The 13,842-nt window shown below is 72.5% G+C and carries 12 protein-coding genes; 9 read left to right on the top strand and 3 right to left on the bottom strand.

Annotated elements, in window-relative coordinates; all coding sequences use genetic code 11:
- Positions 1–112: 112 nt before the first annotated feature.
- The 6 genes from glnA to DFJ67_RS41440 all read left to right on the top strand — a co-directional run bounded on the left by glnA (position 113) and on the right by DFJ67_RS41440 (position 5,693).
- Positions 113–1,465 carry a type I glutamate--ammonia ligase gene (gene glnA, locus DFJ67_RS41465; protein WP_116075138.1) on the top strand — a complete coding sequence of 451 codons (1,353 nt, stop codon included), beginning with the start codon at positions 113–115 and terminating at the stop codon, positions 1,463–1,465.
- 76 nt (positions 1,466–1,541) lie between these two features.
- Entirely contained in the window at positions 1,542–2,492 is a 951-nt protein-coding gene (locus DFJ67_RS41460) for an ABC transporter ATP-binding protein (protein WP_116075136.1), read from the top strand.
- Positions 2,489–3,280, top strand: coding sequence for an ABC transporter permease (locus tag DFJ67_RS41455; RefSeq protein WP_116075135.1), 792 nt, complete (start codon positions 2,489–2,491; stop codon positions 3,278–3,280). Before DFJ67_RS41460 ends, DFJ67_RS41455 begins: the two co-directional genes overlap by 4 nt.
- Before the next feature lie 20 nt (positions 3,281–3,300).
- Positions 3,301–4,539 (top strand): sensor histidine kinase, encoded by a 1,239-nt coding sequence (locus DFJ67_RS41450; RefSeq protein WP_116075134.1) that lies wholly within the window; start codon positions 3,301–3,303, stop codon positions 4,537–4,539.
- A complete protein-coding gene (locus tag DFJ67_RS41445) occupies positions 4,536–5,159 on the top strand; it encodes a response regulator transcription factor (RefSeq protein ID WP_203783237.1) in 624 nt (207 codons plus the stop codon). Before DFJ67_RS41450 ends, DFJ67_RS41445 begins: the two co-directional genes overlap by 4 nt.
- A 108-nt stretch (positions 5,160–5,267) precedes the next feature.
- Positions 5,268–5,693, top strand: a complete 426-nt coding sequence (locus DFJ67_RS41440; RefSeq protein ID WP_116075133.1) for a DUF350 domain-containing protein — start codon at positions 5,268–5,270, stop codon at positions 5,691–5,693.
- Here DFJ67_RS41440 and DFJ67_RS41435 read toward each other — a convergent pair.
- Positions 5,690–6,838, bottom strand: a complete 1,149-nt coding sequence (locus DFJ67_RS41435; protein WP_116075132.1) for a nitrate- and nitrite sensing domain-containing protein — start codon at positions 6,836–6,838, stop codon at positions 5,690–5,692. The genes DFJ67_RS41440 and DFJ67_RS41435 overlap by 4 nt on opposite strands.
- A gap of 117 nt (positions 6,839–6,955) precedes the next feature.
- Positions 6,956–7,831, bottom strand: coding sequence for a S66 peptidase family protein (locus DFJ67_RS41430; protein WP_116077276.1), 876 nt, complete (start codon positions 7,829–7,831; stop codon positions 6,956–6,958).
- Positions 7,832–7,908: 77 nt separating this feature from the next.
- Here DFJ67_RS41430 and DFJ67_RS41425 point away from each other — a divergent pair, with 77 nt between their 5' ends.
- Genes DFJ67_RS41425 through DFJ67_RS41415 form a run of 3 tightly spaced genes read left to right on the top strand, consistent with a single transcriptional unit; the run spans position 7,909 to position 13,017 of the window.
- Positions 7,909–8,670 carry a type 1 glutamine amidotransferase gene (locus tag DFJ67_RS41425; RefSeq protein ID WP_116075131.1) on the top strand — a complete coding sequence of 254 codons (762 nt, stop codon included), beginning with the start codon at positions 7,909–7,911 and terminating at the stop codon, positions 8,668–8,670.
- A 4-nt stretch (positions 8,671–8,674) separates the two neighbouring features.
- The gene (locus DFJ67_RS41420; protein WP_116075130.1) at positions 8,675–11,617 is read left to right on the top strand and encodes a bifunctional [glutamine synthetase] adenylyltransferase/[glutamine synthetase]-adenylyl-L-tyrosine phosphorylase; all 2,943 of its coding nucleotides are present in this window, start codon (positions 8,675–8,677) and stop codon (positions 11,615–11,617) included.
- Entirely contained in the window at positions 11,617–13,017 is a 1,401-nt protein-coding gene (locus DFJ67_RS41415) for a pyridoxal phosphate-dependent decarboxylase family protein (protein ID WP_116075129.1), read from the top strand. Before DFJ67_RS41420 ends, DFJ67_RS41415 begins: the two co-directional genes overlap by 1 nt.
- On the opposite strand, the gene DFJ67_RS41410 is transcribed toward DFJ67_RS41415, so the two are convergent.
- Positions 13,014–13,550, bottom strand: coding sequence for a hypothetical protein (locus DFJ67_RS41410; protein ID WP_116075128.1), 537 nt, complete (start codon positions 13,548–13,550; stop codon positions 13,014–13,016). The genes DFJ67_RS41415 and DFJ67_RS41410 overlap by 4 nt on opposite strands.
- Between the last annotated feature and the right edge of the window lie 292 nt (positions 13,551–13,842).

Below are 13,842 nucleotides of genomic sequence, written 5' to 3'. Positions count from 1 at the left end.
GCAAACCCGTAGAGGGCTGTGCATCGGCGGGCATCGTCCTACCGTAACGTTGGCGTAACGAGACCGAGCAACACTGGTCGGCTAGCACACATGCAGCTCAGAGGGGTTGACCGTGGATCGTCAGCAGGAGTTCGTGCTCCGTACGCTGGAGGAGCGCGACATCCGGTTTGTCCGGTTGTGGTTCACCGACGTGCTCGGCACCCTCAAGAGCGTCTCGGTCGCGCCGGCTGAGCTCGAATCCGCTTTCGACGAGGGCATCGGGTTCGACGGCTCCGCGATCGAGGGCTTCGCCCGGGTCTTCGAGTCCGACATGATCGCGATGCCCGACCCCACGACCTTCCAGGTCTTCCCCTTCGAGGGCGGCGTCAGCGGTGAGAGCGCCCGGATGTTCTGCGACGTGCTGCTGCCCGACCGCACCCCGTCCTGGGCCGACCCGCGCCACGTGCTGCGGCGGGCGCTGTCCCGGGCGGCGGAGAAGGGCTTCACCTTCTACACCCACCCCGAGATCGAGTTCTTCCTGCTCGAAGACGGCCCCAACGACGGCTCGGTGCCGGTCCCGGTCGACGCCGGCGGTTATTTCGATCACACCACCCACGCGGTCGCCCGCGACTTCCGCCGCCAGGCGGTGCTGGCGCTGGAGCGGATCGGCATCTCGGTCGAGTTCAGCCACCACGAGGTCGCGCCCGGGCAGCAGGAGATCGACCTGCGCTACGCCGACGCGCTGACCACCGCCGACAACGTGATGACGTTCCGCCACGTGGTCAAGGAGGTGGCGCTCAGCCACGGCGTCCAGGCCACCTTCATGCCCAAGCCGTTCACCGACCAGCCCGGCAGCGGGATGCACACGCACCTGTCGCTCTTCGAGGGCGAGCGCAACGCGTTCCACGACGCCAGCGACCCGATGAAGCTGTCCAAGGTGGCCCGCGCGTTCATCGCCGGCCTGCTGGTGCACGCCCGCGAATACACCGCCGTGACCAACCAGTGGGTCAACTCCTACAAGCGGCTGTTCCCGCAGGCACTGCCAGACCGGATCACCGAATCACCGGCGTACGTGTGCTGGGGTCACCTCAACCGCTCCGCGCTGGTCCGGGTCCCGGCCTACGGCAAGCCCAACTCGGCCCGGGTCGAGGTGCGGTCGATCGACTCGGCGGCCAACCCCTACCTGGCCTTCGCGATCATGCTGGGCGCCGGCCTCAAGGGCATCGAAGAGGGCTACGAGCTGCCGCCGGGCGCCGAAGACGATGTGTGGGCACTGTCCAACGCGGAGCGCCGCGCGGCCGGCTACGAGACGCTGCCGGAAAACCTGTCCGAGGCGATCGACGTGATGGCCGGCTCGGAGTTGGTGGCCGAAGTGCTCGGCGAGCACGTCTTCGACTACTTCCTGCGCAACAAGCGGGCCGAGTGGGAGCAATACCGCCGCGAGGTCACCCCCTACGAGCGGGAGCGCTACCTCGGCGCCCTCTAGATCACTGACATTTGTCACGGTGGCATCGTGACGCGCGGCCCGAGCCCCAAGCGGTGCCACCGACAACAGTGATCTCATGCAAACGCAAACGCTGGCGGCGAGCCAGTCCACGGGGACCCGCGCTCCGGCCGTACTCCTGCGGGGGTTGACCAAGAAGTTCGGCGCGGTGACCGCCGTCAACCAGCTCGATCTGCGGATCGAGCAGGGCGAGGTGGTCGCGTTTCTCGGCCCGAACGGGGCCGGCAAGACCACGACGATCGACATGATGCTCGGCCTGGCCCGCCCCACCGAGGGCACGGTCGAGGTCTACGGGCACACGCCGACCGAGGCGATCAACCGCGGCAAGATCGCGGCCGTGATGCAGACCGGCGGCCTGCTCAAGGACGTCACGGTCGAGGAGATCGTCCGGATGACCGCGTCCTTCTTCAGCACCTCCCGGCCGGTGGCCGAGGTCCTGGAGCGGGCCGGCATCGCCGACATCGCCGACCGCCGGGTGGCCAAGTGCTCCGGCGGCCAGCAGCAACGGCTCCGGTTCGCGCTGGCGCTGCTGCCCGATCCGGACCTGATGGTGCTGGACGAGCCGACCACGGGGATGGACGTCGAGGGGCGGCGCGACTTCTGGAACGCCATCCGCGCCGACGCCCAGGCCGGCCGCACGGTGCTGTTCGCGACCCACTATCTGGAAGAGGCGGACGCGTACGCCGACCGGATCGTGCTGATCCGCAAGGGCCAGGTGGTCGCGGACGGCACCGCCAGCGAGGTCAAGGCGCTGGCCGCCGGCCGCCAGGTGCGGGCGACCCTGCCCGACGCCGACGAGGTGCGGCTGGCCGCGCTGCCCGGCGTCGACCGCGCCGAGGTGCGTGGCGACACGGTGCTGCTGCACACCAGCGACTCCGACGGGGTCGCCCGCTACCTGCTCACCCAGACGCCGGCCCGCGATCTGGAGATCACCTCGCGCAACCTCGAGGACGCCTTCCTGGCCCTGACCAGCGGCGAAGACGTCGACCTGGAAGGGAAAGCCCGATGACCGCCGCCACCCTGACCCGCACGGATGTCGACCGGCGCCCGCCGATGGGTGGGTTCTCGCTGACCTACCTGGCCCTGGAGATCCGCCGGGTGCTGCGTAACCGTCGCAGCCTCTTCTTCATCCTGGTCATGCCGGCCGTGTTCTTCCTGCTCTTCGGCCTGCCGCAGAAGGGCCAGAACATCGACCAGGCCAACAGCGCCGCGGCGATCGCGTACATCATGATCAGTTTGGCCGTGTACGGCGCGATGACCGCCTCGACGGCGACCGGTGGCGCGGTGGCCGTGGAGCGGGCCCAGGGCTGGAGCCGCCAGCTCCGGTTGACCCCGCTGCGCCCGCCGGCATACGTGGCCACCAAGGTCCTCTCCGCGCTCTCGCTGAGCCTGCTCTCGGTGGTCGTCGAGTTCATCGTCGGCGGGATCGGCGGCGTGCGGATGCCCGCACACGTCTGGCTGCTGGCGGGCCTCGGCGCCTGGCTCGGCTCCCTGGTCTTCGCCGCCCTCGGGCTCTTCGTGGGCTATCTGGCCCCGGCGGAGAACGTGATGCAATTCATGGGCCCGATCCTCGCGCTGCTCGCGCTTTTCGGCGGCCTGTTCGTGCCGCTCGAGGTGTTGCCACACGTGATGCAGACGATCGCCAAGTTCACTCCGGTGTACGGCGTCGGCTCGATCGCCCGCAGCCCCCTCACGCACGACTTCAGCTGGGTGGCGGTGCTCAACGTGGTGCTCTGGACGGCCGGCTTCGGCCTCGGCGCCGCGCTGCTGTTCCGCCGGGATACCGCGCGGGTCTGAGCGGAGCTAGCGTGTCTGGCATGACTGCGACGTCCCCGACGACCGGCCCGGCTCCTGCCGGGCCGGCGTCGGCGCGTCCGGACGAGGACGACGAGCGGCGGCTGCGGCCGGCCGAGGTCCCCGGGATGCACACCTACGGCCCTCGGGTGCCGCTGCCGAGCCCGTTCTTCCAGCGCGGCTTCGGCTGGGTGCTCGGCGGCATCTGGCTGTTCTACCTCAGCCAGCCTCTGGGCACGATCCTGCGCCACCCCGACGGGTTCGCGAAGTGGTTCAGCCTGGGCGCGGAGGTGGCGTTCGGCCTGAGCTACATCCTGGTGTTCCTCTGGATGCGCCGGATGCGGCTCGAACAGCGCGACGGCGGGCTGCGCAAGGCGCTGGCCTGGCTGGCGGTGATGTTCGCGCTGGCGCTCGCGACGATCCCGGCCGCCGGCGGCGACTGGATGGTGGGCCTGGTCTACATCGCGGCCGCGTCGATCATGGTGTTGCCGCCCCGCGCGGCGGTGGCGGTAGTCGGCGGGTGCGCCGCCCTGCCGCTGGTGCTGCCCGAGCTGGTGCCGGCCTGGAAGCCGGAGAACGCGCTGTTCTTCTCGATCGTGCTGGCCGCGTTCGCGATGTTCGGCGTGACCCGGATGATCGACCACAACCAGCGGCTGACCGCGGCCAACCGGGAGATCGCCCGGCTCGCCGTCGCGGAGGAGCGCGCCCGCGCCGCCCGCGACCTGCACGACATCCTCGGCCACTCGCTGACTGTCATCACCATCAAGGCCGAGCTCGCCGGCCGGCTGTTGCCAGTCGCCCCGGAGCGCGCCGAGGCCGAGATCAACGACCTGGAGAAGCTGGCCCGGCAGGCGCTGGCCGACATCCGCCGCACGGTCGGCGCCTACCGCGAGGTGTGCCTCGAGGAGGAGCTGGCCAGCGCCCGGTCGGCCCTGTCCGCGGCCGGCATCGACGCGAAGCTCCCGCGCTCGGTCGCCGACGTCCCGGAGCCGCGCGGCACGCTGTTCAGTTGGGCGGTCCGCGAGGGCGTCACCAACGTGGTGCGGCACAGCGGCGCGACCCGCTGCGTGATCAGCGTCCGCCCCGACCGGGTGGAGATCTCCGACAACGGCCGCGGTCCGAGCGAAGAGGGCGAGCACGGCGGCTCCGGGCTGCGCGGCCTGCGCGAGCGGGCCGAGGCGTGCGGCGCCCAGCTCTCCGTCGGTCGCGCCGCCGACGGGTCCGGCTCCGGTTTCGTGCTGCGTGTGAGCGTGCCCGCGTGACCGACCGCGAGGCACCCATCCGGGTGCTGATCGCCGACGACCAGGCCCTGGTCCGCGGCGCCCTGGCCGCTTTGCTGTCGCTCGAACCCGACCTGGAGGTCGTCGCCGAGGTGGGCCGCGGCGACGAGGTGGTCGACGCCGCCCGGCGCACCGCACCCGACGTGGCCCTGCTCGACGTGGAGATGCCCGGTGGCGACGGGATCGCCGCGGCGGCGGAGTTGGCCGGCGCGGTGCCCAGCTGCCGGGTGCTGGTGGTCACCACGTTCGGGCGACCCGGCTACCTCCGGCGGGCGATGGAGGCCGGCGCCAGCGGCTTCGTCGTCAAGGACACCCCGGCCCGGCAGCTGGCCGAGGCGGTCCGCCGGGTGCACGCCGGCCTGCGCGTGGTCGACCCGTCGCTGGCCGCGGAGACCCTGGTCGCCGGTCGCAGCCCGCTCACCGCACGGGAAACCGACGTGTTGCGGGCCGCGCGCGACGGTGGCACGGTCGCCGACCTGGCCGGTGTCGTGCATCTGTCCGAGGGCACCGTGCGCAACCATCTCTCGGCGGCGATCGGCAAGACCGGCTCGCGTACCCGGGCCGAAGCCGTGCGGATCGCGGAGCAGAACGGCTGGTTGTGACGGCCCGGTCGGGCATTTCCTGACTTGCATGATCGCGCTATCGTCCCTTCGACGCCACGTCGGTGGCATCGACGGCCCTGGTTTCGCTGACCGGAGAGGACGCGCACCATGTGGGAGGACCTGTTCACCGGCGCTTGGCACAGCATCGTCTACGGCATGGTCGGGATCGGCCTGATGGCGGCCGGCTTCATGCTGGTCGACATGCTCACCCCGGGCAAGCTGCGCGAGCTGATCTGGCTACAGCGCAACAGCAACGCGTCGCTGCTGCTCGCCGCCAACCAGCTCGGCATCGCGGTGATCGTGTTCACCGCGATCATCACCAGCTACACCGACTTCGGCCAGGGCCTCGCCTCGACCGTCCTCTTCGGAATCCTGGGTATCGTCCTGATGGGCGTCGCGTTCCTGGTGCTCGACATGCTGACGCCGGGCAACCTCGGCGAGATCATCTGTGACGAGCAGCCGCACCCGGCGGCCAAGGTCAGCGCGGCCAGCCACTTCGGCGTCGCGCTGATCGTCGCCGCCTGCATCGCCTAGCCGCGGTTGCTGGACGCCGTCGTGGCCAACGGGCGGTCCGGGTCGACCGGGCCGTCCGCGACGACGGCGCCGTCGCTCGGGTCGCGCCGCGACCGGGTCATCGACCGGGCGACGAACACGGCGAGCAGGATGGCCAGCAGCAGGATCGCCAGCGGCACGCCGGCCTCGACCAGCGCCTGGCGTTTCCCGTCGTCGCGGGCCGTGGCCGCGCCGTCGACGACCGCGCTGTCGAGCTGCCGCTCGACCTGACGGACCAGCGTGCCGTTGTTGAACAGCGCGCTGTCCCAGATGTCGATGTTGAACGGCGCACCGGACAGATCGCCGCTGGCCGGCATGCTGGCGGCGACCCAGCCGGCGAACGCGGCCGCCTCGCGCAGCTTGGACCCGGTGACGGTGTCCTTGAACTGGTTCATCTCGTCTTCGGTGGCGTTCGCGGAGAACGCCTCCATCGCCTGTGTCCAGCCCGTCTGCGCGGCGATGAACCGGGTCTTGAGGTTGGGGTTCAACAGGCCGGCGGAGTAGTAGCCCTGCAGGACGGTCACCCGTTCCTGCGAGAGGTGTTCCTTGCCGCGCGCGATGGCGGCCGCCGCCCGCATCCGCTGGTTGAGCGCGGGGTCGACAGCCACCTGGGCCGCTCTGTCGCGAAGCCGCAGCAGGTTCTCGACGATGGCGTCGTAGCCGCGGGTGGCGTCGGTGAAGGCGACCTTGGACGTGGCGATGGCTGTGCGCAGGTCGGGCAGGGTGCGCAGCCCGCTGTCGATCCGGTCGAGCGTGATCAGCAGGTCGGCGGGCACCTCGCCGACCGCGGTGCGCCGGGCCGTGTAGTCAGCGGCCGCCGTGGTGACGGCGGAGCGCGCCTCGTCGTAGGCGCCCTCGGCGCGGGTCTGCCCGGCCGACGGCGACGCGAGCAGCAGGGCCGCCTTCGCACGCTCGTCCTGCAGGCCCTCGACGAGCTGACCGGACGCCTGCACCACCGGCGCGAGCCGGGCGGCCTGGTCGGCCTGCTTCGCGGTGTCGGCGTGGTCGAGCAGCCCGTTGGTGACCAGCACCGCCGTCGCGGCGACCGGCAGGACCATGACCAGGCCCACCTTCGCCCAGATGGATGCCCGCGACGGCGAACCCGTCGTTGTCGGCCGCTCGCTCATGCCGTTGCCTTCCCGTTCGGGCGCTCGCGGGCACCGCGAATCGGGCCCCGGGCATTCCACCACGTCGATCAAGGACGTGGGGACCCGTCCGTTTACGCGCGGGACGATAAGGGCCGTTCAGCCGACCGCGGCCTCGACCGTCAGCACACCCGCGGTGGCGTCCACCGTGGCCAGTGCGCCGACCGGAACGCTGAGCTGGCCGGGGCCGTGGCCGATCGGCAACCCACCGAGCACCGGCACGCCCAGGTCGCCCAGCCGGTCGAGCAGCATCGGGACCAGCCCGGTGCCCCAGTCGTCGGAGCAGTCGGTGAACTGGCCGAGCGCGACGCCGGCGAGGCCGTCGAGCGCGCCGGACCGGCGCAGGTGGGTGAACATCCGGTCGATCTTGTAGAGCGGTTCCTGTACCTCCTCGACCAGCAGCACCGCGCCGGTCAGGTCGGGCAGGTCCGCTGTGCCGATCGACGAGGTGATCAGGCAGAGGTTGCCGCCGAGCAGCGGGCCGGCGGCGATGCCGGGCACCCGTACCCCCGCCGTGTCTTCCGTTTCAATGGTCTTGACCGTCACCGGGTCGGTGGTCATCAGCGCCGCGCGCAGCGACTCCGCCGACGCGGCCGGCGTGCGCTCGTCGTTCCAGGCGAGACCGGGGCCGTGCACCGCGGCGAGCCGGGCGCCGCGCCAGAGCGCGAACTGGAGCGCGGTGATGTCGGAGAAGCCGGCGACGACCTTGGGGTCGCGGCGGACGGCGGCCATGTCGATCGCGTCGACCATCCGCTGGGCGCCGTAGCCGCCCCGGGTGCACAGCACACCCCGGATTTCCGGGTCCGCGAACGCGGCGTTGAGGTCGGCCGCGCGGTCCGCGTCACTGCCGGCGAGATAACCATCGCGGGCGTACGCGTGTGGCCCGGGCACCGCCCGCAGCCCCCAGCCGGCCAGCAGTTCGAGCCCCCGGTCGAGCCGTTCCGGGCGGGTCGGGCCCGACGGTGAGACCAGCATCACGGCGTCGCCGGGTTGCAGGGCAGGTGCCTTGATCGCGTGCACGAGCGGAGCCTAGCTCCCGATAAGGTCGAGCTGTGGCTACCGCGCTCGTGATCGAAAATGACCCCACCGACGACCTGCGCCGGCTGGGCGACTGGTTCACCGAGGGCGGCCTGGAGCAGGTGGTGCTCCGCCCCTACGACGACGACCAGCTGCCCGACGACCTGAGCGGCTACGACGCGTTCGTGGTCATGGGCGGCGAGCAGCGGGCCTACCCCGACGACGACGGGGGCTACGACGGCTGGTGGCTGCCCAAGGTCGAGGGCCTGCTGCGCAAGGCGGTCCGCACCGGGCTGCCGACGCTCGGCGTCTGCCTGGGCGCCCAGCTCCTCGCGACCGCGCACGCCGGCACGGTCGAGCGCAGCGCCTCCGGCCCCGAGATCGGCCCGGCCCTGGTCGCCAAACGCGACGCGGCCGACCGTGACCCGCTGTTCCGCTTCGTGCCGATCGCGCCCGACGTGCTCCAGTGGCACAGCGACGAAGTCACCGAGCTGCCCCGCGGCGCGACCCTGCTGGCCGCCTCGACCTACTACCCCAACCAGGCGTTCCGGCTGGGGGAGCGGGCCTGGGGCCTCCAGTTCCACATCGAGTGCGACGAGGCGATGATCGCCGACTGGGCGGCCGGCTCCACCGAGCTGGCCGAGCTGGGGCTGTCCGAGGAGGCGGTGGTCGGCGCCTGCGCGTCGGTGCTGCCCGACCTCGAAGACGTCTGGCAACCGTTCGCCATCCGGTTCGCGTCGCTGGCGCAGGGTGACCTCGACCTGCCCCGGGCGACGCTGCCGCTGCTGGGACGCTGACGCCGTGGGCCGGCCGACCGGTGAGCGCACGAACCGGCTGGCCCGGTTCGGGTTCGGCGACCGCGCCGTCGAGCAGCTCGGCCCGGGCGGGCTGGGGCTCTGGGACCCGGCTACGGGTGAGCCGGTCGGGGAGCCGGCGGCCGAGCTGATCGGCGCACTGTCCCGGGCCGGCGATCCCGACCTGGCGCTGCGTCAGTTGCACCGGTTGGTCGAGTCGCTCAACCGCACCGACTCCGGCTCCCTGCTTCTTGATGCGCTGTTCGACGACGACGGCCTGCGGCGGCGGTTGGTCGCGGTGCTGGGCGCGTCGTCAGCGCTCGGCGACCACCTGGTCGCCAACCCGGCCCAGTGGCTGGCGCTGCGGACTGTCAACGGGCAGGCGCCGGGCGCGACCGGGGTGCTGGAGGCGGTCGACGCGCCCAACGCGGTGGCTTCGCTGCGGCTGGCGTACCGCCTCGCCCTGTTGAAGATCGCTGCGGCGGATCTGACCGGTGGTCGCGGCCTGGAGCAGACGATGGCCGCCCTGTCGGCGCTGGCCGACGGGACGCTGCGGGCCGCCTACGCGATCGCCGCGTCCGAGGTGGGTGCCGAGCCGCGGCTTGGCGTGGTCGCGCTCGGCAAGTGCGGCGGCAACGAGCTCAACTACGTCTCCGACGTCGACGTCATCTTCGTCGCCGCGACCGACGACGACCTGCCCGCCGCCACCGGCATCGCCACCCGGCTGATCGAGATCTGCGGGCTGGTCGCCTGGCCGGTCGACGCCGCGCTGCGCCCGGAGGGCAGTCGTGGCCCGCTGGTCCGCACGCTGGCCAGCCACCAGGCCTACTACCAGCGTTGGGCCCGCACGTGGGAGTTCCAGGCGCTGCTCAAGGCCCGCCCGGCCGCGGGCGACACCGCGCTGGCCCAGGAGTGGATCGACCTGCTGGCGCCGCTGGTCTGGCACGCCGCGGAGCGCCCCGAGGCGGTCGACGACGTGCGGGCGATGCGCCGGCGGATCGTCGACAACGTGCCGGCCCGCGAGCTCGAGCGGGAGATCAAGCGTGGGCCGGGCGGGCTGCGCGACATCGAGTTCGCGGTGCAGCTCCTGCAACTCGTGCACGGGCGGGTCGACGAGACACTGCGGGTCACCGGCACGATGCCGGCCCTGCGGGCGCTGGTCGGCGGTGGCTACGTCGGGCGGGCCGACGGCGAGACGCTGCTGCGTGGTTACCGCTTCCTGCGTACGGTCGAGCACCGCCTTCAGCTCCAGGCCCTGCGCCGGACCCACACGGTGCCGGCCGACCCGGCCGGGCTGCGCTGGCTGGCCGCGGCCCTGGGCTACACCGCACTGCCGGGCCGCGACGCCGTCGAGTCGTTCCGGGCCGACTGGGTGGCGCACGCCAGCGAGGTCCGCCGGCTACACGTCAAGCTGCTCTACCGGCCGCTGCTGGAGGCGGTCGCCCGGGTGCCGGCCGAGGCGCTGCGGCTCACTCCGGAGGCGGCGCGCCGCCAGCTCGAGGTGCTCGGCTTCGCCGACCCCACCGGCGCGCTGCGTCACCTGGAGGCGCTGACCGGCGGCGTCACCCGGACCGCCGCGATCCAGCGCACCCTGCTCCCGGTGCTGCTCCAGGAGTTCGCCGACGCCGCCGAGCCCGACCGCGGCCTGCTCAGCTATCGCCAGGTCTCCGACAAGCTCGGCGCCACACCCTGGTATCTGCGGCTGCTCCGCGACGAGGGCCCGGTGGCCCGCCGGCTGGCCCGGGTGCTCGGCCTGTCCCGCTACGCCGCCGACCTGCTCGCCCGCGACCCGGAGGCGCTGCGGCTGCTGGCCGAGGACGCCGAGCTGACCCCGCGCCCCGGCGACGTGCTCCGCGACGGCTTCGGCGCCGCGGCCGACCGCCACGAGGACCCGGGCGAGGCGATCCGCGCGGTCCGCGGCCTGCGCCGCCGGGAGCTGTTCCGGATCGCCTGCGCCGACGCGCTCAGCCACGGCTCGCTGGCCCCGTCGCCGGTGCTCGACGTGCGCGGCGTCGGCACCGCACTGTCCGATGTGGCCGACGCGACGCTGGGGGCGGCGCTGCGGTCGGCGGCCCGGGCCTATCCGCTGCCGGCCGGGCTGACCTTCGCCATCATCGGGATGGGCCGGCTGGGCGGCGCGGAGATGGGCTTCTCGTCCGACGCCGACGTGCTGTTCGTCTACGACCCACCGCCGGGGCACCCGGATGGCGATTCCAGCGCGGCGGCGCACGCGGTCGCCGAGGAGTTGCGGCGACTGCTCGGCATGCCGGCGCCCGACCCGCCGCTCGGCGTCGACGCCGACCTGCGCCCCGAGGGGCGGCAGGGTCCGCTGGTGCGCAGCCTGGCCGCGTACGCGCAGTACTACGCCCGCTGGTCACACGTCTGGGAAGCGCAGGCGCTGCTGCGGGCCCGGCCGGTGGCCGGCGACATCGACCTGGGCGAGCGGTTCGTGACGATGGCCGACAGCTACCGCTACCCGGCGGCCGGGCTCAGCCAGACGCAGCACGTGGAGATCCGCCGGATCAAGGCGCGGGTGGAGAACGAGCGGCTGCCCCGCGGCGCCGACCCGGCCACTCACGTGAAGCTCGGCCGCGGCGGGCTGTCCGACGTCGAGTGGGCGGCCCAGGTGCTGCAACTGCGGCACGCGGGCGCGCATCCTTCGCTGCGGACCACACGTACCGTCGACGCTCTTGCCGCCGCCGAGGAGGCCGGCCTGCTCGACCCGGCCGACGCCACCGCGCTGGCCGCGGGTTGGCGGCAGGCGGCCCGCGTGCGCAACGCGCTGATGCTCGTCCGCGGCCGCCCCGGCGACCAACTGCCCCGGCACGGCGTCGAGCTGGCGGCGGTGGTCCGGCTGCTCGGCCGCGACGACGCCGGGGAGTTCATCGACGAATATCTCCGCACCGCGCGCCGGGCGCGGGCGGCCATGGAGCGCGTCCTGGAGGGCTGATGGATCCCTTGCACGACGACGGCACCGAGCACGCGCTGCGCGCGGTGTTCGACGCGGCCGGTCCCTACCTCGCGTCGCTCGCCGACCGGCCGGTCTACTCCGGCTCGTCGGAGGTCAAGTCGCTGGGCGGCGAGCTGCCCGCTGTTGGTTCGGGTGCGGCGTCCGTTGTGGACAAGCTGTTGTCCGTGGGTACGTCGTCCGCCACCCACTCGGCCGGGCCGCGCTTCTTCCATTTCGTCACCGGGGGCGTGACACCGGCGGCGCTGGCCGCTGACTGGACCGTCTCGTTGCTCGACCAGAACGCGTTCTCGCGGGCGGCCTCGGAGTTCGCCACGTCCGTGGAGACGGTCGCGTTGTCCTGGCTGACGTCGCTGTTCGGGCTGCCGTCGTCGTTCGGCGGCGCGCTGGTGGGCAGCGCGACGTTCGCCAACTTCACCGCGCTGGGCGCGGCGACGCACTGGTGGGCGTCGCGCCACGGGGTCGACGTGGCGGCCGCGGGACTGGCCGGGTTGCCGCGGATGCCGGTGTTCTCGGGTGGGTATGTGCACGCGTCCGCGCGCAAGGCGTTGCAGATGCTCGGGCACGGGCGGGAGTCGGTGTCGGTGCACGGTTCCGGCCGGGTGGACCTGTCCTCGTTGGACCGTGCGTTGGCGTCGTCGGGCCCCGCTGTGGTGATCGCGAACGCGGGCGAGGTCAATGCGGGCGACTTCGACCCGCTTGCGGATCTGGCCGCCCTGGTTTCCCGGCACGACGCGTGGCTGCACGTCGACGGGGCGTTCGGGCTGTTCGCGGCCTTGTCGCCGCGCACGGCGCACCTGGTGGCGGGCCTCGCGCAGGCCGACTCGATCGCGTGCGACGGGCACAAGTGGCTCAACGTGCCTTACGAGAGCGGGTTCGCGTTCCTGCGGGAACCGGCGCGGCTGGGGGCGGCGTTCGGGATGCCGGGCGCGCCGTACCTCCCCGGCGCCGACTCGCCGCGCGGCGGCTATGGCCTACTGGGGCCGGAGTCGTCGCGGCGGGCCCGGTCACTGCCGATCTGGGCGACGCTGGCGGCGTATGGGCGGTCGGGCTATCAGGCGATGGTGGAGCGGCACCTCGACCTGGCGCAGGAGCTGGCGTCGTTGGTCGATGCCGCGCCCGACCTGGAGCGGCTGGCGGAGGTGCCGCTGTGCATCGTCTGTTTCCGGGTGCGGCCACCCGGGGTGCCGGAGTCGCAGCTAGACGACCTCAACAGGCGCGTCGGTGAGGCGCTCCTCGACGACGGCCGGGTCTTCGCGGGGACCACGGTCTACGAGGGTCGGGTCGCTCTGCGGCCGGCGATCGTCAACTGGCGTACGACATCGCGGGATGTGCAATTGTTCGTGTCGGTGGTGCGCGAGCTGGCGGCGGCGCTGCGTTAGAGGTCGTCGCGGTTGATTGTGATGAGGTTGTCTTCGCTGACCGGGCGGTAGGTGCCGTCCTGCGCGACCTCGTATTGCGCCTGGGTGGGGTTGAGCAGGGAGGCGGCCGCGTCGGGGTAGGTCTCCAGGAAGAGCAGGTAGGTCGTGCCCTCGCGAAGCGGCACGCCGCCGGCCTCCTCGTAGACCACGCCGTCGAGCTGCCCGCCTGTCTGCTTCACGGCGACCACGTCGCCGGGTTTGCTCGATCCCTTGTGGACGGCCTTGACGCTGGCGGACCAGACGGTGATGACGATGCCGGTGTCGTCGTTGGGCTCGGTGCCGTCGTCGCGTGAGGCGTAGAGCTTGTCGACCCGCGGCCCGGAGACCGTCGCCTCGATGATCAGGGTCGCCTTCTCCGTCAGTTCCGCAAGGCTCTGGTAGGAGGGGTAGTCGCCCTGGTAAACAACCCGACCGCCGAACGCCTTACCGCACCCGCCGACGGCCAAAAGCGCGGCGACGGCGATCACCGTCAGCCGACTGATCCGCAAGCCCATGAGAAGTAGACGCTCCAGTGCCCCGCCTCGTTCCGTCGAACCCGGCGACCCCCACCGCTAGCCCGCGCCGCGGCGACTATGTCGCTGGCGTTGCATGGCGTCGGGTTGTTGGGGCAACCCGACGAGAGTCGTCGCGTGGCGCAGCTCCGGGTTGTGCCGCGCGGCCCCGACGAGCGGTCGCCGCTTGGTGTGGCTTCGGCGGCTCGAGTCTGGTCCGGCGCGGCGCAGCGCCGGGTGTCGACGCGGCGATGCCGACCACACCTTCGGCCGTCAGTCGGCCATCGAGGTCGCC

Source organism: Asanoa ferruginea (assembly GCF_003387075.1).
GTDB classification, from domain to species: domain Bacteria; phylum Actinomycetota; class Actinomycetes; order Mycobacteriales; family Micromonosporaceae; genus Asanoa; species Asanoa ferruginea.
This window is presented reverse-complemented; position numbering and strand designations above follow the sequence as displayed.

What these genes read in the sequence shown, in the direction of transcription:
- DFJ67_RS41460 (WP_116075136.1), top strand. Translation starts at nt 1,542, where the DNA reads ATGCAAACGCAAACGCTGGCGGCGAGCCAGTCCACGGGGACCCGCGCT.
- DFJ67_RS41455 (WP_116075135.1), top strand. Translation starts at nt 2,489, where the DNA reads ATGACCGCCGCCACCCTGACCCGCACGGATGTCGACCGGCGCCCGCCG.
- DFJ67_RS41450 (WP_116075134.1), top strand. Translation starts at nt 3,301, where the DNA reads ATGACTGCGACGTCCCCGACGACCGGCCCGGCTCCTGCCGGGCCGGCG.
- DFJ67_RS41440 (WP_116075133.1), top strand. Translation starts at nt 5,268, where the DNA reads ATGTGGGAGGACCTGTTCACCGGCGCTTGGCACAGCATCGTCTACGGC.
- DFJ67_RS41435 (WP_116075132.1), bottom strand. Translation starts at nt 6,838, where the DNA reads ATGAGCGAGCGGCCGACAACGACGGGTTCGCCGTCGCGGGCATCCATC.
- DFJ67_RS41430 (WP_116077276.1), bottom strand. Translation starts at nt 7,831, where the DNA reads ATGCTGGTCTCACCGTCGGGCCCGACCCGCCCGGAACGGCTCGACCGG.
- DFJ67_RS41415 (WP_116075129.1), top strand. Translation starts at nt 11,617, where the DNA reads ATGGATCCCTTGCACGACGACGGCACCGAGCACGCGCTGCGCGCGGTG.
- DFJ67_RS41410 (WP_116075128.1), bottom strand. Translation starts at nt 13,550, where the DNA reads ATGGGCTTGCGGATCAGTCGGCTGACGGTGATCGCCGTCGCCGCGCTT.